Annotated in this window: 22 protein-coding genes; 12 read left to right on the forward strand and 10 right to left on the reverse strand. The window is 57.2% G+C overall.

Translation table 11 applies throughout. The annotated features are described in order from the left end of the window. Positions 1 to 219 precede the first annotated feature (219 nt). The 5 genes from ABLV78_RS00705 to cysE all read left to right on the forward strand — a co-directional run bounded on the left by ABLV78_RS00705 (position 220) and on the right by cysE (position 3456). Positions 220 to 651, forward strand: a complete 432-nt coding sequence (locus tag ABLV78_RS00705; protein ID WP_015369178.1) for a rhodanese-like domain-containing protein — start codon at positions 220 to 222, stop codon at positions 649 to 651. Between the two features lie 104 nt (positions 652 to 755). Beyond that, on the forward strand, positions 756 to 1007 hold the full coding sequence (grxC, locus tag ABLV78_RS00710; protein ID WP_015369179.1) for a glutaredoxin 3: 252 nt from the start codon (positions 756 to 758) through the stop codon (positions 1005 to 1007). Positions 1008 to 1067: 60 nt separating this feature from the next. After that, a complete protein-coding gene (secB, locus tag ABLV78_RS00715) occupies positions 1068 to 1535 on the forward strand; it encodes a protein-export chaperone SecB (protein WP_015369180.1) in 468 nt (155 codons plus the stop codon). Continuing rightward, the gene (gpsA, locus tag ABLV78_RS00720; protein ID WP_015369181.1) at positions 1535 to 2554 is read left to right on the forward strand and encodes an NAD(P)H-dependent glycerol-3-phosphate dehydrogenase; all 1020 of its coding nucleotides are present in this window, start codon (positions 1535 to 1537) and stop codon (positions 2552 to 2554) included. The genes secB and gpsA overlap by 1 nt, the downstream gene beginning before the upstream one ends. Before the next feature lie 80 nt (positions 2555 to 2634). Next, the gene (gene cysE, locus ABLV78_RS00725; protein WP_004106845.1) at positions 2635 to 3456 is read left to right on the forward strand and encodes a serine O-acetyltransferase; all 822 of its coding nucleotides are present in this window, start codon (positions 2635 to 2637) and stop codon (positions 3454 to 3456) included. A gap of 81 nt (positions 3457 to 3537) precedes the next feature. On the opposite strand, the gene trmL is transcribed toward cysE, so the two are convergent. The 5 genes from trmL to ABLV78_RS00750 form a co-directional block, all read right to left on the reverse strand. Next, entirely contained in the window at positions 3538 to 4011 is a 474-nt protein-coding gene (gene trmL, locus ABLV78_RS00730; protein ID WP_045359275.1) for a tRNA (uridine(34)/cytosine(34)/5-carboxymethylaminomethyluridine(34)-2'-O)-methyltransferase TrmL, read from the reverse strand. Positions 4012 to 4334: 323 nt separating this feature from the next. Continuing rightward, positions 4335 to 5519 carry an FMN-dependent L-lactate dehydrogenase LldD gene (gene lldD, locus ABLV78_RS00735; RefSeq protein WP_015369183.1) on the reverse strand — a complete coding sequence of 395 codons (1185 nt, stop codon included), beginning with the start codon at positions 5517 to 5519 and terminating at the stop codon, positions 4335 to 4337. Beyond that, positions 5519 to 6292 carry a transcriptional regulator LldR gene (lldR, locus tag ABLV78_RS00740; RefSeq protein WP_015369184.1) on the reverse strand — a complete coding sequence of 258 codons (774 nt, stop codon included), beginning with the start codon at positions 6290 to 6292 and terminating at the stop codon, positions 5519 to 5521. Before lldR ends, lldD begins: the two co-directional genes overlap by 1 nt. Continuing rightward, the gene (gene lldP / locus ABLV78_RS00745) at positions 6289 to 7944 is read right to left on the reverse strand and encodes an L-lactate permease (protein ID WP_047047673.1); all 1656 of its coding nucleotides are present in this window, start codon (positions 7942 to 7944) and stop codon (positions 6289 to 6291) included. The genes lldR and lldP overlap by 4 nt, the downstream gene beginning before the upstream one ends. 300 nt (positions 7945 to 8244) lie before the next feature. Beyond that, positions 8245 to 8607 carry a YibL family ribosome-associated protein gene (locus ABLV78_RS00750; protein ID WP_015369186.1) on the reverse strand — a complete coding sequence of 121 codons (363 nt, stop codon included), beginning with the start codon at positions 8605 to 8607 and terminating at the stop codon, positions 8245 to 8247. Between the two features lie 275 nt (positions 8608 to 8882). On the opposite strand from ABLV78_RS00750, the gene ABLV78_RS00755 reads away from it, so the two are divergent. Next, positions 8883 to 9107, forward strand: coding sequence for a hypothetical protein (locus ABLV78_RS00755; RefSeq protein WP_045390655.1), 225 nt, complete (start codon positions 8883 to 8885; stop codon positions 9105 to 9107). Here ABLV78_RS00755 and mtlR read toward each other — a convergent pair. The 3 genes from mtlR to mtlA form a co-directional block, all read right to left on the reverse strand. After that, positions 9096 to 9692, reverse strand: a complete 597-nt coding sequence (gene mtlR / locus ABLV78_RS00760; protein ID WP_045390658.1) for a mannitol operon repressor MtlR — start codon at positions 9690 to 9692, stop codon at positions 9096 to 9098. The two genes, ABLV78_RS00755 and mtlR, sit on opposite strands and share 12 nt — an antisense overlap. Further along, the gene (gene mtlD / locus ABLV78_RS00765; RefSeq protein WP_047047677.1) at positions 9692 to 10840 is read right to left on the reverse strand and encodes a mannitol-1-phosphate 5-dehydrogenase; all 1149 of its coding nucleotides are present in this window, start codon (positions 10838 to 10840) and stop codon (positions 9692 to 9694) included. Before mtlD ends, mtlR begins: the two co-directional genes overlap by 1 nt. 101 nt (positions 10841 to 10941) lie before the next feature. Next, entirely contained in the window at positions 10942 to 12852 is a 1911-nt protein-coding gene (mtlA, locus tag ABLV78_RS00770; RefSeq protein WP_047047680.1) for a PTS mannitol transporter subunit IICBA, read from the reverse strand. A 538-nt stretch (positions 12853 to 13390) separates the two neighbouring features. Between mtlA and ABLV78_RS00775 the strand changes: the two genes are divergently transcribed. The 6 genes from ABLV78_RS00775 to yiaY all read left to right on the forward strand — a co-directional run bounded on the left by ABLV78_RS00775 (position 13391) and on the right by yiaY (position 20263). Then, positions 13391 to 13756 (forward strand): DUF3302 domain-containing protein, encoded by a 366-nt coding sequence (locus tag ABLV78_RS00775; RefSeq protein ID WP_045390667.1) that lies wholly within the window; start codon positions 13391 to 13393, stop codon positions 13754 to 13756. 2 nt (positions 13757 to 13758) lie between these two features. Beyond that, the gene (locus tag ABLV78_RS00780; RefSeq protein WP_047047684.1) at positions 13759 to 14895 is read left to right on the forward strand and encodes an HlyD family secretion protein; all 1137 of its coding nucleotides are present in this window, start codon (positions 13759 to 13761) and stop codon (positions 14893 to 14895) included. 91 nt (positions 14896 to 14986) lie between these two features. Further along, on the forward strand, positions 14987 to 15595 hold the full coding sequence (locus tag ABLV78_RS00785; protein ID WP_047047688.1) for a glutathione S-transferase: 609 nt from the start codon (positions 14987 to 14989) through the stop codon (positions 15593 to 15595). A gap of 105 nt (positions 15596 to 15700) precedes the next feature. Continuing rightward, entirely contained in the window at positions 15701 to 17089 is a 1389-nt protein-coding gene (gene selA, locus ABLV78_RS00790; RefSeq protein ID WP_047047691.1) for an L-seryl-tRNA(Sec) selenium transferase, read from the forward strand. Then, on the forward strand, positions 17086 to 18942 hold the full coding sequence (selB, locus tag ABLV78_RS00795) for a selenocysteine-specific translation elongation factor (protein ID WP_045390675.1): 1857 nt from the start codon (positions 17086 to 17088) through the stop codon (positions 18940 to 18942). The genes selA and selB overlap by 4 nt, the downstream gene beginning before the upstream one ends. A gap of 169 nt (positions 18943 to 19111) precedes the next feature. Further along, positions 19112 to 20263 carry an L-threonine dehydrogenase gene (gene yiaY, locus ABLV78_RS00800; RefSeq protein ID WP_045359266.1) on the forward strand — a complete coding sequence of 384 codons (1152 nt, stop codon included), beginning with the start codon at positions 19112 to 19114 and terminating at the stop codon, positions 20261 to 20263. A 49-nt stretch (positions 20264 to 20312) separates the two neighbouring features. On the opposite strand, the gene ABLV78_RS00805 is transcribed toward yiaY, so the two are convergent. Both ABLV78_RS00805 and ABLV78_RS00810 read right to left on the reverse strand, forming a co-directional pair. Next, positions 20313 to 22271 (reverse strand): glycoside hydrolase family 127 protein, encoded by a 1959-nt coding sequence (locus tag ABLV78_RS00805; protein ID WP_047047694.1) that lies wholly within the window; start codon positions 22269 to 22271, stop codon positions 20313 to 20315. Between the two features lie 12 nt (positions 22272 to 22283). Then, the gene (locus ABLV78_RS00810; protein WP_047047697.1) at positions 22284 to 23684 is read right to left on the reverse strand and encodes an MFS transporter; all 1401 of its coding nucleotides are present in this window, start codon (positions 23682 to 23684) and stop codon (positions 22284 to 22286) included. Between the last annotated feature and the right edge of the window lie 58 nt (positions 23685 to 23742).

A 23742-nucleotide genomic window follows, 5' to 3' on the forward strand; every position in this document is an offset into this window, starting at 1 on the left:
AAATTTGCGTAATTTTACTACAGCTGAATCGATCAAATCACCGTAAAAGATCAAAGAAAGGGAAGGGACGACGCCAGAGCCGATGGCGAAGTCGGCTTTTTTTTCGTGACGGGCCGCAGAAAATACATTACATCGCGCTCACTGGCTGTATTTGCCGCAATGCACAGGTATACTCCTTCCCTGGTTTTTTTATCACTTAGTCGGGAGTTGTAACCCCCCATGCAAGAAATTATGCAATTCATCGGCCGTCACCCGGTCCTGAGCATCGCGTGGATCGCGCTGCTGGGTGCGGTACTGTTCACCACCTTTAAGGGCTTGATGTCGAAAGTTAAAGTCATCACCCGTGGTGAAGCGACGCGTCTTATCAACAAAGAAGAAGCCGTTGTTGTCGACCTGCGTCAGCGTGACGACTTCCGTAAAGGCCATATCGCCGGCGCTATCAACCTGCTGCCTGCCGATATCAAAGCAAATAACGTCGGCGAGTTGGAAAAACACAAAGCACAACCCATTATTGTTGTGGATGGGTCCGGCATGCAGGCGCAAGAACCTGCCAGCCTGCTGAATAAAGCCGGATTCGAAAAAGTCTTTGTACTGAAAGAAGGCATCGCAGGCTGGAGCGGCGAGAACCTTCCGCTGGTACGCGGCAAATAATTTACCCCCGCGTCGTTATGGCGCAGCGGTTCCCCCGATAACCTCTCAGGCGGCGGGGAGCCTCTGCGGCGTAAAATCCCTCGGGGTAAAAACAGGAGTGAGTCATGGCCAATATTGAGATCTATACCAAAGCGACCTGCCCGTTCTGCATCCGCGCCAAAGCGCTGCTGAACAGCAAGGGCGTGACGTTCAACGAACTGCCTATCGATGGTGATGCCGCAAAGCGTGAAGAGATGATCCAGCGCAGCGGCCGGACGACGGTTCCGCAGATTTTTATTGATGCGCAGCACATTGGCGGCTGTGACGACTTGTATGCGCTTGATTCACGTGGTGGACTTGATCCCCTCTTGCGCTAATTTTTACGTTTTCCCCATTCAGGGGCCGCGTATTTAAGGACAACACGAAAGGGTTTTACTATGTCAGAACAAAACAGCACCGAAATGACTTTCCAGATTCAGCGCATCTACACCAAAGACGTTTCCTTCGAAGCGCCAAATGCGCCGCAAGTTTTCCAGAAAGATTGGCAGCCGGAAGTTAAACTTGATCTGGATACCGCTTCCAGCCAGCTGGCTGAAGGCGTTTATGAAGTGGTGCTGCGTGTCACCGTAACGGCATCGCTGGGCGAAGAAACCGCATTCCTGTGCGAAGTACAGCAGGGCGGCATCTTCTCCATCGACGGCATCGATGGCAACCAGATGGCGCACTGCCTCGGCGCGTACTGCCCGAACATTCTGTTCCCGTACGCTCGCGAGACTGTTACCAGCCTGGTTTCCCGCGGCACCTTCCCGCAACTCAACCTTGCGCCGGTGAACTTTGACGCGCTGTTTATGAACTATCTGCAACAGCAGGCTGGCGAAGGTGCTGAACAACATCAGGATGCCTGATGAACGCGCTTAATGCTGCAATGACTGTGATCGGTGCCGGCTCTTACGGCACCGCTCTTGCCATCACCCTGGCAAGAAATGGCCACGAGGTTGTCCTCTGGGGCCATGACCCGAAACATATCGCGACGCTGCAACACGATCGCTGCAACGCCGCGTTCCTTCCCGATGTGCCCTTCCCGGACACGCTGCGCCTTGAGAGCGATTTAGCGACGGCGCTGGCCGCCAGCCGCGATATCCTCGTGGTGGTGCCGAGCCACGTCTTCGGTCAGGTTTTGCGCCAGATTAAACCGCTGATGCGTTCAGATGCGCGTCTGGTGTGGGCGACGAAAGGCCTGGAGGCCGAAACCGGCCGTCTGCTGCAGGACGTGGCGCGTGAAGCGCTGGGCGATGACATCCCATTAGCGGTCATCTCCGGTCCGACTTTCGCCAAAGAGCTGGCCGCCGGCCTGCCGACGGCGATTTCTCTGGCGGCGACGGATCCGCAGTTTGCGGAAGACCTTCAGCGCCTGCTGCACTGCGGTAAAAGCTTCCGCGTCTACATCAACCCGGACTTTATCGGCGTGCAGCTGGGCGGCGCGGTGAAAAACGTTATCGCCATCGGCGCCGGGATGTCTGACGGTATCGGCTTTGGCGCGAATGCCCGTACGGCGTTGATCACCCGTGGTCTGGTGGAAATGTCCCGTCTCGGGGCGGCGCTGGGCGCCGATCCGGAAACCTTCATGGGCATGGCCGGGTTGGGCGACCTGGTACTGACTTGTACCGATAACCAATCGCGAAACCGCCGTTTTGGCATGATGCTCGGACAGGGCATGGACGTGCAAAGCGCGCAGGACAAGATTGGCCAGGTGGTTGAAGGCTATCGCAATACCAAAGAGGTTCGCGTTCTGGCGCAGCGTTTAGGCGTCGAAATGCCAATAACCGAGGAAATTTATCAGGTATTGTATTGCGGAAAAATTGCGCGCGAGGCAGCATTGACCTTATTGGGTCGCGCACGCAAGGACGAACGCAGCGCCAACTAGCCGCAGGGAAAGTCTGTTACCTGTATGACCCGGTCAGCGAAGAACTGACCGGTCATAATTCTTACCGTCTGGAGTATGCAATGCCGTGTGAAGAACTGGATATCGTCTGGAACAATATTAAAGCCGAAGCCCGGGCTTTGGCCGACTGTGAGCCGATGCTCGCCAGTTTTTACCACGCAACGCTACTCAAGCACGAAAATCTGGGCAGCGCCCTGAGCTATATGCTGGCGAATAAGCTGGCCTCGCCGATTATGCCCGCTATCGCCATTCGCGAAGTAGTGGAAGAGGCTTATGCCGCTGACCCTGAGATGATCGCTTCCGCCGCCTGTGATATCCAGGCTGTACGTACCCGCGACCCTGCGGTCGATAAATACTCAACGCCGCTGTTGTACCTGAAAGGCTTCCATGCGCTGCAGGCCTACCGCATCGGCCACTGGCTGTGGAATCAGGGGCGCCGCGCGCTGGCTATTTTCCTGCAGAACCAGGTCTCCGTCTCGTTCCAGGTCGATATCCATCCGGCGGCGAAGATTGGCCGTGGGATCATGCTCGACCACGCCACCGGTATCGTGGTCGGTGAAACGGCGGTGATTGAAGACGACGTATCCATTCTGCAGTCCGTGACCCTCGGCGGTACCGGCAAAACCAGCGGCGACCGTCACCCGAAAATTCGCGAAGGCGTGATGATTGGCGCCGGGGCGAAGATCCTCGGCAATATCGAAGTCGGGCGCGGGGCGAAGATTGGCGCCGGTTCCGTGGTGCTGCAACCTGTGCCGCCGCATACCACCGCCGCAGGCGTACCGGCGCGCATCGTCGGTAAGCCGGAGAGCGACAAACCGGCGATGGATATGGATCAGCATTTTAATGGCATCCACCATACCTTCGAGTACGGCGACGGGATTTGATTTATTGCCATTTGCCGCCGTTAAGCTCAGAGAGGTAGCCCGGATAAGGCGCAAAGCGCCGCAATCCGGGAACCGCTCAGGTTAGCTGCGTAACACGGCGCCCGGGTATCCCAACTGGCGCCAGGCTTCATACACCACCACCGACACCGCGTTTGACAGGTTCATGCTGCGACTGTCCGGCATCATTGGAATACGGATCTTTTGCTCCGCCGGTAGGGCATCGAGGATGCTGGCCGGCAGGCCGCGCGTTTCCGGACCAAACATCAAGAAATCACCATCCTGATAGCTTACCGCGCTGTGGGCGGGCGTGCCTTTGGTGGTGAGGGCGAACAGGCGCTGCGGCTTCGCGCTGGCGATAAACGCCGCATAATCCGCGTGGCGCTGTACGGCGGTGAACTCGTGATAATCCAACCCGGCGCGTCTCAGGCGTTTATCGTCCCAGGTAAAGCCCATTGGCTCAATGATATGTAAATTGAAGCCGGTGTTGGCGCACAGGCGGATGATATTGCCGGTGTTCGGCGGGATTTCTGGTTCGAATAACACGATGTTCAGCATACTGCCCCCTTAATTGCGGGGGGCAGAATAGCAGATATTTGCCGAACCCTCACCCCGACCCTCTCCCAGAGGGAGAAGGGGAAAACCGATGCCAGCCGGACGGTCTCTCTCCCTTTGGGAGAGGGGGAAAACCGATGCCAGCCGGATGGTCTCTCTCCCTTTGGGAGAGGGAGAAACCGATGCCAGCCGGACGGTCTCTTTCCCTTTGGGAGAGGGAGAAAACCGATGCCAGCCGGACGGTCTCTTTCCCTTTGGGAGAGGGAGAAAACCGATGCCAGCCGGATGATCCACTCTCCCTTTGGGAGAGGGGGAGAGTGAGGGAATTACGCGGCGTTGCCCTGCTTGAGCGCATCAAAGGTCTGCAGCGCTTCGGCATTCTGCACCAGCGAATCGCGGCTGATTTCACTGATGGATTTCGCCCCGGTCAGCGTCATCGCCACTTTCATCTCTTTCTCGATAAGATTGAGCAGATTCGCCACCCCCTGCTTGCCGTGGGTCGCCAGCGCGTACAGATACGCGCGGCCCAGCAGTACGCTGTCGGCGCCAAGGGCGATCATCCGCACCACGTCGAGACCGTTGCGGATGCCGCTGTCGGCGAGAATAGTGATGTCGCCTTTAACCGCATCGGCAATGGCGGGCAGGGCGCGGGCGGAAGAGAGCACGCCGTCAAGCTGGCGGCCGCCGTGGTTGGAGACGACAATGCCGTCAGCGCCGAAGCGCACCGCATCGCGGGCGTCCTCCGGGTCGAGGATCCCTTTGATCACCATCGGGCCGTCCCAGAAATCGCGGATCCACTCCAGGTCTTTCCATGAAATTGACGGATCGAAATTATTCGCCAGCCAGCCGATGTAATCCTCAAGACCGGTCGGTTTGCCGAGATAGGCGGAGATATTACCCAGATCGTGCGGGCGTCCGTTGAGGCCGACGTCCCATGCCCACTGTGGATGAGTGACGGCCTGCCAGTAGCGGCGCATGGCGGCGTTCGGGCCGCTCATGCCAGAATGGGCGTCGCGATAGCGCGCGCCGGGAGTCGGCATATCCACGGTAAAGACCAGCGTGGAGCAGCCTGCGGCTTTAGCGCGCTCCAGCGCATTGCGCATAAATCCGCGATCGCGCAGGACGTACAGCTGGAACCACATCGGGCGTTTGATGGTCGGGGCGACCTCTTCAATCGGGCAAACGGAAACGGTAGAGAGGGTAAACGGGATACCTTTGTCGTCCGCCGCGCCCGCCGCCTGCACTTCGCCGCGGCGCGCGTACATGCCACATAGCCCGACCGGCGCCAGCGCCGTCGGCATTGCCAGCTTCTCGTTGAATAACGTGGTTTCCAGGCTCAAATCCGACATATTGCGCAGAATGCGCTGGCGGAGCGCCACGTCGGAGAGGTCTTCAACGTTACGGCGCAGGGTGTGTTCGGCGTAGGCGCCGCCGTCGATATAGTGGAACAGAAACGGCGGCAGGATACGCTGTGCGGCGGCGCGATAGTCGCTGGCGGCGGAAATAATCATCACGAGTTCTCCCTGGAATTTTCATTGTGGTCACCGGGCAGGCGGGTAATGCGCGCCTGGCGGGCCTGGTCTTCATCAAAACGTTTAATGGTGGCGTGGACAAAACCGAGGTGGGCCATCATCGCCTGGCGCGCGCCTTCCGCGTCGCCGGCGAAGATCGCTTCCATCACCGCCTGATGTTGTTCGGTCAGACGCGCGAACACCGGCGGCACCAGATACATGCGCTGGCGGCTCTGCTTCACCGAGGATTGCAGAAGCTCGAAGAAACCGCGCATGGTTTGCAGCAGCACCACGTTATGCGAGGCTTCAGCGATCGCCAGGTGGAAGCGAACATCCGCCTGTGAGGCGAGATCCGGGTCATCGCTGAGGGTGGCTTCAAAACAGAGGCGTATTTTTTCTTTTTCGGCGTCGGTGGCCCGCATCGCCGCATGCCAGGCGGTGCTGGCTTCAATAGCGTGGCGGGCTTCGAGAATATCAAAACTGTAGTCGGGGTCGTCGGCGAGCAGCGTTTTCAGCGGCTGGACGATGTTTTGCTCCGACCAGGGCTCATGCTGCCAGCGCACGAAGGTGCCGCCGCCGCGACGGCTAAGCAGCACCCCTTCGTTGACCAGCATCGCCAGCGCTTCACGCAGCGAATTGCGTGAAACACCGAGCTGGACGGCAAGCTGGCGCTCGGCGGGCAAACGCATGCCCGCCTCCAGCTGTTGTTCTTCTATCAGCGCCCGGACGCGATTTGCGACGTCGTCAGCCAGGCGTTTTGGCATCACTTTCACGGAATCATCCAGGTTAAGACATACGCCTGTAGCGTGGTAATCAGGCCCACCATGCAGGTGAATATCAGACTGTGCTTGACGGTAAAGCGGAACAGGTCCGACTCTTTACCCACCAGGCCTACCGCGGCGCAGGCAATGGCGATCGACTGTGGCGAAATCATCTTGCCCGTCACCCCACCGGTGGTATTCGCGGCGACCAGCAGAATATCGGAGACGCCGATTTGCTGGGCTGCCGTCGCCTGCAGCGCGGCGAATAGCGCGTTAGACGAGGTATCCGAACCGGTCAGGAAAACCCCCAGCCAGCCGAGGAACGGCGAGAAGAAGGTAAACGCGTGGCCGGTATGCGCCAGCGCCAACGCCAGCGTCGATGACAGCCCGGAGTAGTTCGAGATAAAGGCGAACGCCAGCACCATGCCGATGGAGTAAATCGGCAGCGCCAGCTCTTTCAGCGTCCCGGCGAAGGTGGTCAGCGCATCCTTCGGCTTCATACGCAGCCAGACGATAGACAGTATAGCGGCGAACAGAATGGCGGTGCCGGTCGCCGACAGCCAGTCGAATTTATACACCGCGGCGTATGGCGTCGCGGCGCTCACCACCGGCGGCATACGGGCGACCATTTTGTCGAGGAACGGTACCGAAATATTAACCACGAAGTCATACATCGCCCCGCCCGGCGCAAACAGCGCTTTAAACGGCGGCACGCTCCACAGGGTGACGGTAGCGGTGAGGAACAGGAACGGCGACCAGGCGCGAATGACCTGACCGACGGTGTAATGCGTGCGCGCCAGGGTTTGATCAACCTGCGCGGCGCCCATATCGCCAAAGCGGAAGATACGTACCGGCTGCCAGCGTTTGAGGAACAGCGTCAGGCATACCAGCGACACCAGCGAAGAGATGATGTCCGGCAGTTCCGGGCCGAGGAAGTTGGAGCTGAGGTACTGCGCGATGGCGAACGAACCACCCGCGACCATCACCGCCGGCCACGTCTCTTTCACCCCGCGCCAGCCGTCCATAATCGCCATGATCCAGAACAGCACGATAATGGTCAGGAACGGCAGCTGACGGCCAACCATCTGGCCAATGGCGAAGCTATCGATGCCGGTGACCTGGCCGGCGACCAGAATCGGAATCCCCATGGCGCCGAAAGCCACCGGCGCGGTGTTAACAATCAGGCACAGCCCGGCGGCGTACAGCGGATTGAAGCCGAGCCCGACCAGCAGCGCGGCGGTAATCGCCACCGGCGCGCCGAAACCGGCGGCCCCTTCGAGGAAGGCGCCAAAGGAGAAGCCGACAATCAGCATCTGCAGGCGCTGATCCGGCGTAATCGAAAGAATCGACGAGCGGATAATGTCGAACTGCCCGGTCTTCACCGAGATTTTATAGACGAAGACCGCGGCGATAATAATCCACGCGATAGGCCACAGGCCGTAGAAGAAGCCGTATACCACCGACGATAAGGCGCGATCGACCGGCATTTTGTAGAACAGCAGGGCGACAAGCAGCGCGATGGCTACGGTCCAGGTGGCGGCGATATAGCCTTTAAGCTTGAGCTTAATCAGGGCGAAAAAGAAAAACAGAATCGGCAGTGAGGCGATAAGGCTCGATAGCCAGATATTACCAGCCGGATCGTAATTTTGTTGCCAGAGGTTCATGCAGGTCTCCATCGGGCCACATCCAGTGCGTCAGGTTGGGTCTGCGCCCATTGCCGATCACACTGTTTGTAAAATTGGCCCAGCCAAATTGCGATTGTAGGGTTAACGACAATTGATGGTTAACCAAATGTTATGGCATGGCAACGCGTTTGTGATGCAAAGTGATGGATATGTGAACCGATTGACGGTTTAAGAAATAATTGGTTGGGCCAATTTGGTGGGGAAGGAGAAATTGGCTGTGAGTTCACGGCCCGGTAGGGCTACCGGGTAATAGACGACGAACTCACAGCGGGCAAAAGATTAAAACTCGCTCTTCGCGAAGCCGGTCATCTCTTTGAGGCCCATTTCGCGGCCCAGCGCGGTCATCGGGTGGACGACAACCAGTCCGCGCACGCTTTTCTTCAGCTTGCCCATATCGGCCTGCTCTTTCTTGGTAATAGCGCGACGGTGCGGCATGCTCATCAGCTTCTGCGCTTCTTTGCTCAGCTTCTGCGACTGGACGGAACGCAGACGTTCGATTTCCGTTTCCAGGGTCGCTTTTTCTTTTTCCAGCTCCGCGTATTTATCGGCGGCTTCGACCAGCGACAGGTCGGCCTGCTGGTGGCGGATGGCGTCGAGACGGTCGCTCAAACGCTTGATTTCATTCTTTTCGACTTCTTTCATGGTAATTTTATCTGTGAATAAAAGGGCTTCGACGTTACATAGTATGGGCCGGGCGGGCCTTTGTTGATAGTTTTTTATCGAAATACTCGCGGCTATACGGCCATAAGCATGAGACCAGATAGATTATAATTATTTGAAAAATAATGATATTGTCGTTTTAATTAAGCTGTTTGTCATTTTTGTGAAGCCTGACGGCCATTCCGCACGTTTTCCTCAACTTGCTCCCTTTTTTTCGCCAATCCTTAATAAGATCCCCCTGAACAGAGGAGAGCGTGATGGCGAAAATCGGCGACGGCGTACCACGTATCATCGATAAAACGGTAGATTTCATGGCCTCGAGCCAGGCGTTTATGGAATATCTGAAAAAATGCCCGCGTTTACAGCGGATACCGCGCGATATTCCTGAGGATAAAAAGGAGCTATTCCTGAGTCGTCTGGAGTATTACCGGCAGCTGTACCGGCCGACGTGCGACCAGCAAGAAACGGAGTCAGAGCGTTGATTTCTGGAAGGCTTTTTTTAAGCTGATTCGAGAAATCAGCTCAGTCAGAGACAACACCATCGTTGAACGTACCATCTGCTGGTAGCGCAGTTTCTGCATTGCCAGCAGTTCCCTATCGCTCTCATCAAACAGCGGCGTCGGCGGAAGCGCGGCGACGCAGTGCAGTTCGCCTAACGGCCCGAGAATTTCATCATCGGTGAAAGTGTACTCATTACCGTCATGATTGAGCTCTTCACGCAGCGCCATCAATAGCTCGGCATCTTCGTATTCGGCGCGGCTTATCACCCCAAGGCCGTAGATAAGCTTCAGGCGTACGGAAAGGTCGCCCAGCGGCCCACTGCCATCCAGCAATGGCTCCACTGCGTATTTCACCGCGTAATCGTCTTTGCGGAATACCTGAAGTACCAGAATATTGACCGCCTCCGTCAGGAGTTCGACGGCGGCTATCAGGAAACTTCTTACGGTCTTACCAGCATTTAAACGCTCAAGTACGCGGTTTTCAAATGCCTGTGTTTCTTCCATTATTGCCTGCATATCGGACAGGAGTGGTATTGGGCGCGGCATCGGCCGCGCCAGGTTGTACATCATTTTACCGCGTTGTAGTCGTTAACGGCTTCCGCCACTACCGCGCTTGCCGCATCCAGGCCGGAAATCTGCGCCAGCGCGGCCTGTGGGCCTTTTTCGCTAATCAGCGCCGCCAGCTCCTGCGCCTGCGGATCGTCTTCGCTGCGGAAATGCATCGCCGCGGCAATCCCTTTTACCAGGTTCCGGTGCGGCAGTCCGTATTCCAGCGTGCCAAGCAGCGGCTTGATCAAACGATCGCCCGCGCTCAGTTTACGCAGCGGCTGGCGGCCGACGCGCTCCACATCATCTTTCAGATACGGGTTCTCAAAGCGACCAAGGATCTTCTGGATATAAGCCGCGTGTTTCTGCGCATCAAAGCTGTAGCGTTTGATCAGCACCGCGCCGCTCTCTTCCATTGCGCCTTTTACGACGGCGCGAATGTTCTCATCAAGAATCGCGTCGCGAATCGTTTGATGGCCCGCCAGTTTCCCGAGGTAGGCGGTTATAGCATGCCCGGTGTTTAAGGTGAATAGCTTACGTTCGACAAATGCCATCAGGTTATCGGTTAATTCCATTCCTGGGATGTTCGGCAACTCGCCCTTAAACTGGGTTTTATCCACAATCCATTCGCTGAAGGTTTCAACGGTGACTTCCAGCGGATCGTTGGTGGCGGAAGCCGACGGCGGCACGATACGGTCTACGGCGGAATCGACGAAGCCGATATGCGTTTCAACCCACGATTTATCTTCTTCCGCCAGCGCGTTAAACACATGGCCTTTCAGCTGGGTGGTGCCGCGTACCATGTTTTCGCAGGCGATGATATTCAGCGGGCGTTCAATACCCTGCGCTTTGCGTTTCAACAGGCCTTTGGCGATGGCCGGAGCGATACGCTCCAGAACGACGGGACCGACGGCGGTGGTCACCAGGTCGACATCGGCGATCAGATCCACCACTTCATCGCCAATGCTGCTGACGGCATTCACGCCGGAGACGGTGTCAACCTGTTCGTTTTCGCCCACTACGTGAACCTGATAGCTATGACGGGCATTCAGGGCGTCAAGGACCACCTGATTGACATCGGCGAACGTGAGGGTGATACCGGCGTCAGCCAGCAGTTTGCCAATGAAGCCACGTCCGATATTACCTGCGCCAAAATGTAATGCTTTCATAGTATTAACCTTCAATTAATGTTTTTACCTGAGAGGGCTGGGGTGAGGCTTTTCCCTCACCCCAGCCCTCTCCCAAAGGGAGAGGGTGTGGAGCGTTGTGGTTATTTATTCAGCAACGACAGGACTTCTTCGACGCTGGTGGTTTTCGCCAGCCGCTCAATCACGGTTTCATCATCCAGCGCGTTGGTAAGGCTGGTGATAACGTGAATGTGTTCGTTGTTGCGAGCGGCGATACCGATGACCAGACGCGCGACTTCATCTTCTTCTTCGCCGAAGCGCACGCCTTCCGGATACTGGCAGAAGACGACGCCGGTTTTCAGCACCCGGTCTTTCGCTTCGATGGTACCGTGCGGTACGGCGATGGATTCGCCAAGATAGGTCGAGGTCAGCTTCTCGCGGTCGAGCATCGCCTGCACGTATTCCGGCTCAACGTATCCGCCTTTCACCAGTTGTTCACCGGCGAAGCGAATCGCCTCTTCTTTGGTGGCCGCTTTACGCCCCAGGAAGATGTTATCCGCGCCCAGCTGGAACAGGTTTTTGTCGTCATTATCAAAGCTATCTTTCAGGCTATCGGTGACCTTTACTTCGTTGTCGATGTGGCGCTGCGCCGCAACCAGACGCTCGGTCAGGCTGGTGTACAGGCCGCTGTCGAGGAAGTTGGTCAGCGAAATATGCTGCGCCTGCGGTACCTGGCGCATGGCGCGCTCGGTCAGGTCGCGGTGGGTGATCACCAGATCGACATCCGGCGGCAGATTGTTAATCGCGCTGTTGGTGACCGAAATGTTGCTCAGTCCGGCATCCTGCACCTTCTTACGCAGTACCCCGGCGCCCATGGCGCTGGAACCCATACCGGCGTCGCAGGCAACGATGATTTTACGCACGTGGCTCAGGTCGTTAGCCACGTCGCCCGCGGCCAGCGGCGTCGCCGCGCCTTTGGACTCGGCTTTCATGTCGTGCATGCGACGGGTTGCGGCTTCGATATCGTCTTCTTCTTTCACTTTGCTGGTTTTCAGCAGGATAGCAGAGACAATAAAGGAGACCGCCATCGCCGCAATAATGGCCGCGATGTTAGCGAAGTAGGCGCCTTTTGGCGTCATCGCCAGTACCGCCAGAATGGAACCTGGGGAAGCCGGAGAAACCAGGCCGCCGTTGAGGATAGTCAGGGTGAAGACGCCGGTCATACCGCCGAGGATAACGGCCAGAATCAGACGCGGGTTCATCAGCACGTACGGGAAGTAAATTTCGTGAATACCGCCCAGGAAGTGAATGATTGCCGCACCGCCCGCAGACTGCTTCGCGCTGCCGCGGCCAAAGAACATATACGCCAGCAGGACGCCCATCCCCGGACCCGGGTTAGCTTCAATCAGGAAGAAGATGGATTTGCCAAGCTCATGGGACTGCTGAATACCCAGCGGCGAGAAGATACCGTGGTTAATCGCGTTATTGAGGAACAGGATTTTCGCCGGTTCAACAAAGATAGACGCCAGCGGCAGCATGTCGTGCGCCACCATGAAGTTAACGCCGGCCGCCAGCAGTTTTGACAGCACTTCAACCGCCGGGCCAATGCCGAGGAACGCCAGAATGGCAAGGATCATCCCGATGATACCGGCGGAGAAGTTATTCACCAGCATTTCGAAACCGGATTTGATCTTACCGTCTACCCAGGCGTCAAATTTCTTGATGCAGTAGCCGCCGAGCGGACCGGCGATCATCGAACCGAGGAACATCGGCATATCCGCGCCGACGATAACGCCCATGGTGGTGATAGCGCCGACGACGCCGCCGCGTTCGCCGCCCACCAGTTTACCGCCGGTATAACCGATCAGCAGCGGCAGTAGATAGGTGATCATCGGGCCGACCAGCTTCGCCAGCGTCTCGTTCGGCAACCACCCTGTTGGAATAAATAACGCGGTGATAATCCCCCACGCGATAAACGCGCCGATATTCGGCATCACCATATTGCTGAGGAAACGACCAAAGCTTTGCACTTTGATCTTGATATCGGATGACATAAAACACCCCTTCTTCTGTTTTGCTTATCGCGCAGGCTGAACGCCCGAGGTTTGTTGTTAATGTGGCGGCAGAGGTAGCCGGACCCTGATTGATAGTGCGAAATCTGGCACTGAATCGTTAAGCTGTCCAGCAAGTGACCTTTTATGTGATGTACATCACATGAATATAGGGGGCTGGTACTTATATGTAGTGATCGCAATCACAAAAATGATGTGTAAAAAAACAACAACACGTAATGGGAGGCCATAAATCGCATATTTATGTGATGTTTGTCACATTATAACTTTGCTGTTTTGTTATTTGTTTGTGATATACATCACAAAATATTTTGCGCTCAATTCCGTCATGTGTGATCTGCGGCAGGTTCTGTCTTCCCCAGCGGCCAACGATGTAACTTTGCAACTCACCTGCATGAAGAACATTTTTTGCCGCTGATGGCGGAAATGAATACGGTGAATTATGCTCAAATTGTCAGCCAGGCGCCGCTTCGCGGTCGCTCACAATTCCAATAATCTATTAGCGTGAATCGAGGAAATTATGTTTCTCAATTATTTTGCGCTGGGCGTTCTGATCTTCGTTTTTCTGGTTATTTTTTACGGGATTATTATTTTGCACGATATTCCGTACCTGATTGCGAAGAAACGTAATCATCCGCACTCTGACGCAATTCACGTCGCGGGGTGGGTCAGCCTGTTTACGCTGCACGTAATATGGCCATTTTTATGGATCTGGGCCACCCTCTATCAGCCGGAGCGAGGCTGGGGAATGCAGCATAAGCCGAATGAAGCAGGGTCTGATGATGCCGACAGCGAGCTGGCGCAGCTCAATCAGCGTATCGCTGAACTCGAACATAAAATCGCGCATCTGCAGCCGACAGCGCCGCCATCCTCGACGGAGAAATAATCATGGACCTGTTGATCATTTTGACGTACGTGGCCATTGCGTGGTCGGTATTTAAAATATTCCGTATTCCGGTAAATAAATGGACGGTCCCGACCGCGGCCCTGGGCGGCGTATTTATTGTTAGCGCGCTTATTTTATTGATGAACTATAACCACCCTTATACTTTTACGGCGCAGAAAGCGGTTATTTCCATTCCTATTACGCCGCAGGTTACCGGCATTGTCAGCAGCGTGACCGATAAAGCCAACCAGCGGGTGAAAAAGGGCGAGGTATTATTTACTATTGACCCGGTGCGCTACCAGGCGCGTGTCGACCGACTGCAGGCCGATCTGGTCACCGCATTGCATAGTATCAATACCCTGAAAGCCCAACTGCAGGAAGCGCAGGCGAACACCGTGCGCGTCTCCGCCGAGCGCGACCGGCTGTATAAAGATTATCAGCGCTATTTGAAAGGTAGCCAGGCGCGGGTCAACCCGTTTTCGGAAAGCGATATCGATAATGCCCGGCAAAACTACCTTGCCCAGGATGCATTGGTGAAAGCCTCCGTCGCCGAGCAGGCGCAGATTCAGAGCCAACTGGATAGCACGCTGAATGGCGAACAGTCGCAGGTGGTGAGCCTGCGCGCGCAGTTGGCGGAAGCGAAATATAATCTCGATCAGACCACCGTCCGGGCGCCGAGCGATGGCTATATTACCCAGGTACTGATTCGCCCGGGAACCTACGCCGCGTCGCTGCCGCTGCGCCCGGTGATGGTCTTTATTCCGCAACAAAAACGGCTGATTGTCGCCCAGTTCCGCCAGAATTCGTTGCTCAGGCTGGAAGCCGGCGATGATGCCGAAGCGGTGTTTAACGCACTGCCAGGGCAGGTATTCCACGGTAAACTGGTAAACGTATTGCCGGTGGTGCCGGGGGGGACTTATCAGGCGCAGGGATCGCTGCAGTCGCTGAGCGTCACGCCGGGTACCGATGGCGTGCTGGCGACGATTGAACTGGATCCCGATGCGCAAGTCGATGCGCTGCCCGACGGCATCTACGCCCAGGTAGCGGTCTATTCCGACCATTTCACCCACGTGTCGGTGATGAGAAAAGTGCTGCTGCGCATGACCAGCTGGATGCACTACCTCTATCTCGATCATTAATGCGATCGGCGGCAGGTTGAGACAACGTCGCGCCTGCCATTTGCCTGCGCCTGAACCATACTGATCTTTTCGTTGGCGAAAGGAGCAGGCAATGAAACTTATCGGCAGCTATACCAGTCCTTTTGTACGTAAAATTTCCGTCATCTTGCTGGAAAAGGCGATTCCCTTCGAGTTTGTGAACGAACTCCCCTATAACGACGTCAACGGCGTGGCGCAGTACAACCCGCTGGGTAAAGTCCCGGCGCTGCTGACCGATGACGGCGCGTGCTGGTTTGATTCGCCCATTATTGCGCAATATCTGGAACTGCTTAACGTCGCGCCGGCGATGCTGCCCGCGGAACCTCTGGCGGCGCTGAAGATACGCCAGCTGGAAGCCTTATCTGACGGCATCATGGAGGCGGCGATCGCGCTGGTGCGGGAAAAAGCGCGTCCGGCGGCCCAGCAGTCAGAAACCGATCTGCTCCGCCAGCGGGAAAAAATCGCCCGCGGTCTTGATATGTTGGAAGGGTATGCCGCCGACGGTACCTTGCGTAATGGTGAACTGAATCTGGCGACCATTACTGCCGCCTGCGCCATTGCTTATCTGAATTTCCGTCGCGTGGCTCCCGGATGGTGCGCGACGCGGCCAAAACTGGTCAAACTGGTCGAGACCTTATTTCAGCGCGCCAGTTTTGCGCGTACCGAACCGCCAGGGAGTTGACCCAGGCAGGTAACAGTTTCCTCGCGCAGGCGTTACAATCGCCACTCATTGTTGACTCCCTCTCCCGTCGGGAGGGGGGAAAATAACTTATCGTCAGGTTCACTCATGTCTACCGATACTCGCGCGCTTTATACCCGGCTTCCGGCCATTGATCGTTTACTTCGCGATCCCGCTTTTGCTTTACTGCTCGATCGTCATGGCCATTCGCAAATCGTGGCGCTGCTGCGCCAGATGTTGGATGAGGCGCGGGAGCATATCCGCCAGGCGCAGGCATTGCCAGAGTGGTGCGACGACTGGCCGCAAGAGACCGCCAGCCGGCTGAATCTTAACCAGCAGAGCGCGCTGCGTCCGGTATTCAACCTCACGGGCACCGTGCTGCACACCAATCTGGGGCGCGCAATCCAGGCGGAAGCCGCGGTACAGGCGGTAGCGCAGGCGATGCGCGCGCCGGTCACGCTGGAATACGATCTCGACGATGCCGGACGCGGTCATCGCGACCGGGCATTGGCCGATCTGCTGTGCCGCATTACCGGCGCGGAAGATGCCTGTATCGTCAATAACAACGCGGCGGCGGTGCTGCTGATGCTGGCGGCAACGGCCAGCGGGAAAGAAGTGGTGGTCTCGCGCGGCGAACTGGTCGAGATCGGCGGCGCATTTCGCATCCCCGACGTCATGCGCCAGGCCGGCTGTCTGCTGCATGAAGTGGGCACTACTAACCGCACCCACGGCAAAGATTATCGTCAGGCTATCAATGAGCAGACCGCCCTGCTGATGAAAGTGCATACCAGCAACTACAGCATTGAAGGTTTTACCAAAGCGATTGATGAAGCGGAACTGGCGGAAATTGGCCGCGAATATGGCGTACCGGTGGTGGCCGATCTCGGCAGCGGCTCGCTGGTGGATTTGAGCCAGTACGGTTTACCGAAAGAACCAATGCCGCAGGAATTGATTGCCGCGGGCGTGAACCTGGTGAGCTTTTCCGGCGATAAGTTGCTCGGCGGGCCGCAGGCGGGGATTATCGTCGGCGACAGGTCGCTGATCGCGAAGTTACAGAGTCATCCGCTTAAGCGCGCGCTGCGGGCGGATAAAATGACCCTGGCGGCGCTGGAGGCGACTCTGCGCCTGTATTTGCATCCGGAAGCGCTGGCCGACGAGCTGCCGACGCTACGCTTGCTAACCCGCCGCGCCGAGGATATTCGCCAGCAGGGCGAGCGCATACAGCCTGCGTTAGCGGCGCACTATAGCGATTTTGACGTGCGCGTTGAAGCGTGTTTGTCGCAGATTGGCAGCGGGTCGTTGCCGGTCGATCGACTGCCCAGCGCCGCGTTAACCTTTACGCCGCGCGATGGTCGCGGCAGCCAGCTGGAAGCGCTGGCCGCCCGCTGGCGCGCCTTACCGATACCGACGATCGGCAGAATCTATGATGGCCGTCTGTGGCTGGATCTGCGCTGTCTTGAAGATGAACCCCGGTTTATGGAGATGTTATTGAGATGATTATTGCCACCGCCGGTCATGTGGACCACGGCAAAACCACGCTGCTGCAGGCGATTACCGGCGTCAACGCCGATCGCCTGCCGGAAGAGAAATCACGCGGGATGACTATCGATCTCGGCTACGCCTATTGGCCGCAGCCCGATGGCCGGGTGTTGGGTTTTATCGATGTTCCGGGGCATGAAAAGTTTTTGTCCAACATGCTGGCCGGCGTGGGCGGGATCGATCACGCGCTGTTGGTGGTGGCCTGTGATGACGGCGTGATGGCGCAAACCCGCGAGCATCTGGCGATTCTGCAGTTAACGGGAAAACCGACGTTAACCGTCGCGTTGACCAAAACGGACCGCGTGGAAGCGGCCCGCGTTGCCGAAGTTCGGGCGCAGGTAGAATCCACGCTGAGCGAGCTGGGGTTCGATGCCGCTGCTTTTTTCGCCACCGCGGCGACGGAAAATCTCGGCATTGCCGAACTGCGCAGCCATTTGCTTCAGCTGGCTGAGCGCGAGCATCCGCGACAGCAGCGTTTTCGTCTGGCGCTGGATCGCGCCTTTACCGTCAAGGGCGCGGGGCTGGTGGTTACCGGGACGGCGTTATCCGGCGAGGTAAAAATCGGCGATACCCTCTGGCTGACCGGCGCCAATAAACCCATGCGCGTCCGCGGGCTGCATGCGCAGAATCAGCCGGTTGAACAGGCGCGGGCCGGGCAGCGTATCGCGCTGAACATCGTCGGCGACGCGCAAAAAGAGGATCTCAGCCGCGGCGACTGGCTGCTCTCGGCGCAACCTGCAGAACCTTGCGAGCGGGCGATTGTCGAGCTCACCTGCCACGCGCCCCTCAGCCAGTGGCAGTCGCTGCATATCCACCATGCCGCCAGCCATATCACCGGCCGCGTTTCGCTACTGGAAGGCAATTTGGCCGAGCTGGTGCTGGATACTCCGCTGTGGCTGGCGGATAACGATCGCCTGGTGTTGCGCGATATCTCCGCCCGTTTGACGCTGGCTGGCGCGCGGGTGGTGACGCTGAATCCGCCGCGCCGCGGTAAACGCAAACCGGAATATCTGCAGTGGCTCTCTTTGCTCGCCGCCGCGCGAGACGACGCGCAGGCGTTGGATATTCATCTGCAGCGTGATGCGGTGCGTCTTGACGAGTTTGCCTGGGCGCGGCAGCTGAGCGCCGACGGCCTGACGGCATTAATTAACCGTCCGGATTATCTGCAGGCCGGTAACAGTTTGCTTAGCGCGCCGCTGGCCGCCCGCTGGCAGAAAAAGCTGCTCGACGCGCTGGCCCGTTATCACGACCAGCATCGCGATGAGCCGGGACCCGGTCGTGAACGCCTGCGGCGAATTGCGCTGCCGATGGAAGATGAAGCGCTGGTGCTGCTGTTGATTGAACAGATGCGCAGCAGCGGCGTCATTCAAAGCCATCACGGCTGGCTGCACCTGCCGGAGCATAAAGCCGGATTTACCGATGAGCAGCAGGCCATCTGGCAGCGCGTGGAACCGCTCTTCGCCGATGAGCCATGGTGGGTACGCGACCTGGCGCGCGATCTGAACGTCGAAGAGTCGTTGATGCGCGCGGTGCTGCGGCAGGCGGCGCAGCAGGGGATGATTACGGCGATCGTAAAAGATCGTTATTATCGCAACGATCGCATCGTTGAATTTGCGCAGTTGATCCGCCGCCTGGATCTGCAGCGCGGTTCCACCTGCGCAGCGGATTTTCGCGATACGCTAAATATTGGCCGTAAACTGGCGATTCAAATTCTTGAATATTTCGACCGCATTGGCTTTACCCGCCGTCGTGGTAACGATCATCTTCTCCGCGACGCGCTGTTATTCCCTGAAAATAAAAACGGCGAATAATAACGCAAATGAAAAATTAAGCCGGTAATGTTTAACAGTACGTTAAAAATGAAAATATTAACGTACTGTTTTTCATCCAATTTCTTGCCAAAAATGGCGTTCAAGTCATGTTTTTTATTGCGACATCCTCGTACCCTTCCATGATATTCACCTAAATGAAGGAATCATCATGGCTGCATCGACTTTTTATATTCCGCCAGTAAACGTTATTGGCGCTGGTTCTGTTACTGAAGCGATGAATACTATCCAGCAATACGGATATCGTCGGGCATTAATCGTCACCGACGCGATGCTGAATAAATTAGGTATGGCGGGTGAAGTACAAAAGGCGTTGCAGGAACGGGATATCTTCAGCGTGGTGTATGACGGCGTGCACCCGAACCCGACGACTCTGAACGTCGAAAACGGCCTGGCGCTGCTGAAAGAGAATAACTGCGACTGCGTGATTTCTCTGGGCGGCGGTTCGCCGCACGATTGCGCGAAAGGGATCGCGCTGGTCGCGGCAAACGGCGGCAACATCCGTGACTATGAAGGGGTGGACCGTTCGGCAAAACCGCAACTGCCGATGATCGCTATCAATACCACCGCCGGTACGGCTTCTGAAATGACCCGCTTCTGCATCATCACCGATGTCGATCGCCACATCAAAATGGCGATTGTCGATAAGCACGTGACGCCGGTTCTGTCGGTTAACGACTCTTCGCTGATGATGGGGATGCCGAAATCACTGACCGCCGCTACCGGTATGGACGCGCTGACTCACGCTATCGAAGCCTATGTTTCTATCGCGGCGACGCCGATCACCGATGCCTGCGCGTTGAAAGCGATGACCATGATTTCACAGAATTTAACTCACGCAGTGGAAGATGGCGGTAATGAACAGGCGCGTGAAGCAATGGCCTATGCGCAGTTCCTCGCCGGGATGGCCTTCAACAACGCGTCGCTGGGCTATGTCCACGCGATGGCGCACCAGCTGGGCGGCTTCTACGATCTGCCGCACGGCGTCTGCAACGCCGTCCTGCTGCCATTCGTGCAGGAGTATAACTGCAGCGTCGCCGCCGCGCGTCTGCGTGACTGCGCGCAGGCGATGGGTGTGAACGTTGCTGGGCTAAACGATAAACAGGGGGCGGAAGCCTGCATCGCGGCCATCCGCGAGCTGGCGCGTAAAGTCGGCATTCCGGCCGGTCTGCGCGATCTGAACGTTAAAGAAGAGGATATTCCGCTGCTGGCCAGCAACGCGCTGAAAGATGCCTGCGGTTTAACCAATCCGATTCAGGCGACCCACGAAGAAATCATGGCGATTTTCCGCGCCGCGATGTAAAACAAAAAGCGCCCGGCCTTTGCTGCCGGGCGTTTTTCTTGCCTTTTGCTTATGCGCTTTCCTGTACCCACACCCGCATTTCACCTTCGCCGCGGTTAGCCCAGCTAAACCACGGAATGAACGTGAGCGTCTGCGCCTCGCGGGTAGCGGCGGGGCTGTCGTATCGCCAGAGCGTCTGCTGCTCCGCCTGTTCTGCCGTCAGCTTGTAGCCCGGCGCCTGAATCAGCATTTTATGAGCGAAAATCCCTTTTCCTTCAAAGGTGGTGAACTGCGCATCGCGTGGCAGCTGCAGATTATGCAGCGCCTCGCCGTTATCCGCCTGTTCCAGGCAGTAGACCAGCGGGCCGCGCTGCATGGCGACCTGGCCTGCCTGATGGCGCACCAGCGGATTGCCATACAGACGACGCACCGGCATCGGCAGCGTCAGTACCAGGGTATCGCCTTCCTGCCAGCGGCGATTGATGTGCAGGTAGCCTTTGCGGATATCCTCGGCGACCGGAAGGCCGTTAAGCGTCACCTGCGGATGGTCGCACCAGTCCGGCAGGCGTAACGCCAGAGTATGAGCGATCGCGACAGGCGAATCGATGGCGATTTTGACCTGTTCCTGCCACGGATAGTTGCCGCTGATGCGCAGGCGCAATGTCTCCTCGCCGACCGCAACTTCTACCTGATTGCCGACATACAAGTTGATATACAGCGCCTCATCGCGCGGCGTGTAGATATAGTGGCCGAGCGAGGTCAGCACGCGGGCGATATTCGGCGGGCAGCAGGCGCAGCCAAACCAGCGCTGGCGGACGGGCTTCACATGGTCGTAGATATGGTTGAATTTCAGCGCTTTTGGTTGTACTTCCAGCGGGTTGACGTAGAAGAAGTGCTTACCGTCGAGCGCCATGCCGCCCAGCACGGTGTTGTAAAGCGCGCGCTCCATGACGTCGGCATACTGGCTGTCCGCTTCTAGCTCGAGCATCCGGCGGGCAAACATCATCAGCCCAATAGAGGCGCAGCTTTCCGCGTATACCGTATCATTTGGCAGATCGTAATCGCTACTAAACGCCTCACCGCTGCTTTGTGAGCCGATGCCGCCGGTAATATACAACTGGCGCTGGACCATATTGTTCCACAGCCGCAGGCAATCCTGGCGCTTGCCTTCGTCCTTGCTCAGCCGCGCCAGATGCGCGACGCCGGTCATCAGGTAGACAAAACGTACCGCGTGACCAATGGCAGTGGGCTGTTCGGCAATCGGCAGATGCGCCTGGCTGTAGGGTTTGTCCATTACCATCCATGCCGGGCCGTAGGTGTTCCAGTAGGATGTCTTGCCGCGTTTCTCGTATTCGATATCGTAAAAGTGTGGCTGTGTTCCACGCTGTTCGACGAAGTAATTGACCAGCGCCAGATAGCGCGGCTGCTGAGTGACGTCATACAGGCGCATCAGCGCCAGTTCAATCTCCGGGTGGCCCGGATAGCCGTGCAGCTGGTGGTCGGCGGGGCCGAAGACGCTATCAATGTGGTCCGCCAGGCGGCAAACCACCTCCAGCAGGCGGCGTTTGCCGGTGGCCTGAAAGAAAGCGACGCCCGCTTCAATCATATGCCCGGCGCAGTATAGCTCGTGGCATTCGGCAAGGTTGGTCCAGCGGGCGTTCGGCTCCTTTACCGTGAAATAGGTGTTGAGATAGCCATCGGCGCACTGTGCGGCAGCCACCAGTTCGATCACCTCATCGGCGGTTTTTTCCAGCTCGGCATCCGGCTGTTGGCATAGCGACCAGGCGACGGCCTCCAGCCATTTCGCCACATCGCTATCCTGAAAAACCATGCCATAAAATTCCCCTTCCTGTAGCCCGGCGGCGATGCGGAAGTTTTCTATCGCGTGGCTTGGATCGGCCTCGGCGATCCGGTCATTGAGCGCGTCCCACTGGTAGGGGATCACGACATCGCGCACCAGTTGCTGATACTGACCGAGGAACGGATCATTAATTTTAAGCTTGTGCAGATCGACTTCCATTACGGACATGACGGAGACTCCTTAAGACTGAACGTGACGCGCGCGCAGGTCGGTGGCGATGCGCGACATCATAGGGTTATTGAGCTTGCAGGCGCGGATGGCGAACGCCAGCAACAGGTGAAAGAGCGCGGGCAGTAGGGTTTCCATCGCGGCGATCCCGGCCAGTGAAGAGGCCGTTTGGTTATCGGCGCCTGGCTGATAGGCGACGAAAATAAAGACCAGGCTGATAATGCCGGCGCTTGAGGCCCAGGCGAGCTTGATAAAGAACAGGTTGAAGGCGAAGTTCATCCCCGAGGAGCGCACGCCGGTTTTCCATTCGCCATAGTCATCGGAGAAGGCCATCAGCGAGAAATGCAGCGGCAGGGTGAAGCCGAGAATAATGCCGTTGCCGAGGATGACCGCCAGCCACAAGGTTTGCCAGGCGGGCCCGGTCGGCAGGAACCACATCGCTACCGCCAGCGCGGCAAGCAGCAGGTTGGTGTAATAGTAAAGCTTAACCGTATCGAAGCGGCGTGACAGCAGGTTAATAATGACGGAGCCGAAAATCGAAGCGAAAGTCACCATGGTGAAAAAGAGTGAGGTGTAGCCGGTCGAGCCGCCCAGCACGTAGGTGATGAAATACATGTAGCCGCCGCCACGGATGTTAAACACGTTGATCAGCAGGAAAGACATCACCAGCATCAGCAGCAGCTGATCGTTTTTACGCAGCCCGGCAACATGTTCGCGGAGGGTAAATTTGCCCATCACATCCAGCGACACGCGCTCGCGCACCCAGAAAAAGCAGCACAGGAACATCACCACGGCAATGGCGCACAGTACGCCGACGCCGTACTGATAGCCCTGTGCGATATTGCCCTGGCCGAGCGCTTTCACCAGCCACGGCAGACCGACGGAGACCAGAAAACCGGCCACGCCGCACAGGACGAATCTCCACGCCTGGCAGGAGATCACCTCGTTGTGGCGGCTGGTCATGGTGTTGATTAACGCGCAGTAGGGAACGTTGATGGCGGTGTAGCTGACAGAAAGCAGCAGATAAGTGCCAAACGCCCAGGCGATTTTTACCCCCATGCCGGCATCCGGCACCGTGAAGGTCAGGACGCCGATAATGCCGATGGGCACCGCAATCCATAGCTGCCACGGGCGAAAGCGCCCCCAGCGGCTCTGCGTGCGGTCGGCCAGCACGCCCATGACCGGGTCGGAAATGGCATCGAAAACGCGCAGCGCAAGAAACATCGTGCCGACCAGCGCTGGGGTGAGACCAAAGACATCGGTATAAAAAAAGGTCAGAAAATTCATGATCAGGCAGGTAATCACGGTCCCGCCGGCATCTCCCAGGCCGTAACCTATTTTTTCACGGAGGGATAACGTGTCGTCCTGCGCGCGTTGCGCTATTTCACTTGTGGTAATCGGAGCCGAAGTCATAAATAACTCCCGGGAAGGATATTCGGAAAATATTCCGCTGTATGGCGGGCTTTGGTTT

Origin of the sequence: Klebsiella sp. CN_Kp075 (assembly GCF_040065055.2) — a bacterium.
Taxonomy (GTDB): Bacteria; Pseudomonadota; Gammaproteobacteria; order Enterobacterales; family Enterobacteriaceae; genus Klebsiella; species Klebsiella aerogenes.

Bases quoted from the DNA above. Each gene is read 5' to 3' on its own strand.
- ABLV78_RS00705 (WP_015369178.1), top strand. From the start codon at position 220: ATGCAAGAAATTATGCAATTCATCGGCCGTCACCCGGTCCTGAGCATC.
- grxC (WP_015369179.1), top strand. From the start codon at position 756: ATGGCCAATATTGAGATCTATACCAAAGCGACCTGCCCGTTCTGCATC.
- secB (WP_015369180.1), top strand. From the start codon at position 1,068: ATGTCAGAACAAAACAGCACCGAAATGACTTTCCAGATTCAGCGCATC.
- gpsA (WP_015369181.1), top strand. From the start codon at position 1,535: ATGAACGCGCTTAATGCTGCAATGACTGTGATCGGTGCCGGCTCTTAC.
- cysE (WP_004106845.1), top strand. From the start codon at position 2,635: ATGCCGTGTGAAGAACTGGATATCGTCTGGAACAATATTAAAGCCGAA.
- trmL (WP_045359275.1), bottom strand. From the start codon at position 4,011: ATGCTGAACATCGTGTTATTCGAACCAGAAATCCCGCCGAACACCGGC.
- lldD (WP_015369183.1), bottom strand. From the start codon at position 5,519: ATGATTATTTCCGCCGCCAGCGACTATCGCGCCGCCGCACAGCGTATC.
- lldP (WP_047047673.1), bottom strand. From the start codon at position 7,944: ATGAACCTCTGGCAACAAAATTACGATCCGGCTGGTAATATCTGGCTA.
- ABLV78_RS00750 (WP_015369186.1), bottom strand. From the start codon at position 8,607: ATGAAAGAAGTCGAAAAGAATGAAATCAAGCGTTTGAGCGACCGTCTC.
- ABLV78_RS00755 (WP_045390655.1), top strand. From the start codon at position 8,883: ATGGCGAAAATCGGCGACGGCGTACCACGTATCATCGATAAAACGGTA.
- mtlR (WP_045390658.1), bottom strand. From the start codon at position 9,692: ATGTACAACCTGGCGCGGCCGATGCCGCGCCCAATACCACTCCTGTCC.
- mtlD (WP_047047677.1), bottom strand. From the start codon at position 10,840: ATGAAAGCATTACATTTTGGCGCAGGTAATATCGGACGTGGCTTCATT.
- mtlA (WP_047047680.1), bottom strand. From the start codon at position 12,852: ATGTCATCCGATATCAAGATCAAAGTGCAAAGCTTTGGTCGTTTCCTC.
- ABLV78_RS00775 (WP_045390667.1), top strand. From the start codon at position 13,391: ATGTTTCTCAATTATTTTGCGCTGGGCGTTCTGATCTTCGTTTTTCTG.
- ABLV78_RS00780 (WP_047047684.1), top strand. From the start codon at position 13,759: ATGGACCTGTTGATCATTTTGACGTACGTGGCCATTGCGTGGTCGGTA.
- ABLV78_RS00785 (WP_047047688.1), top strand. From the start codon at position 14,987: ATGAAACTTATCGGCAGCTATACCAGTCCTTTTGTACGTAAAATTTCC.
- selA (WP_047047691.1), top strand. From the start codon at position 15,701: ATGTCTACCGATACTCGCGCGCTTTATACCCGGCTTCCGGCCATTGAT.
- selB (WP_045390675.1), top strand. From the start codon at position 17,086: ATGATTATTGCCACCGCCGGTCATGTGGACCACGGCAAAACCACGCTG.
- yiaY (WP_045359266.1), top strand. From the start codon at position 19,112: ATGGCTGCATCGACTTTTTATATTCCGCCAGTAAACGTTATTGGCGCT.
- ABLV78_RS00805 (WP_047047694.1), bottom strand. From the start codon at position 22,271: ATGTCCGTAATGGAAGTCGATCTGCACAAGCTTAAAATTAATGATCCG.
- ABLV78_RS00810 (WP_047047697.1), bottom strand. From the start codon at position 23,684: ATGACTTCGGCTCCGATTACCACAAGTGAAATAGCGCAACGCGCGCAG.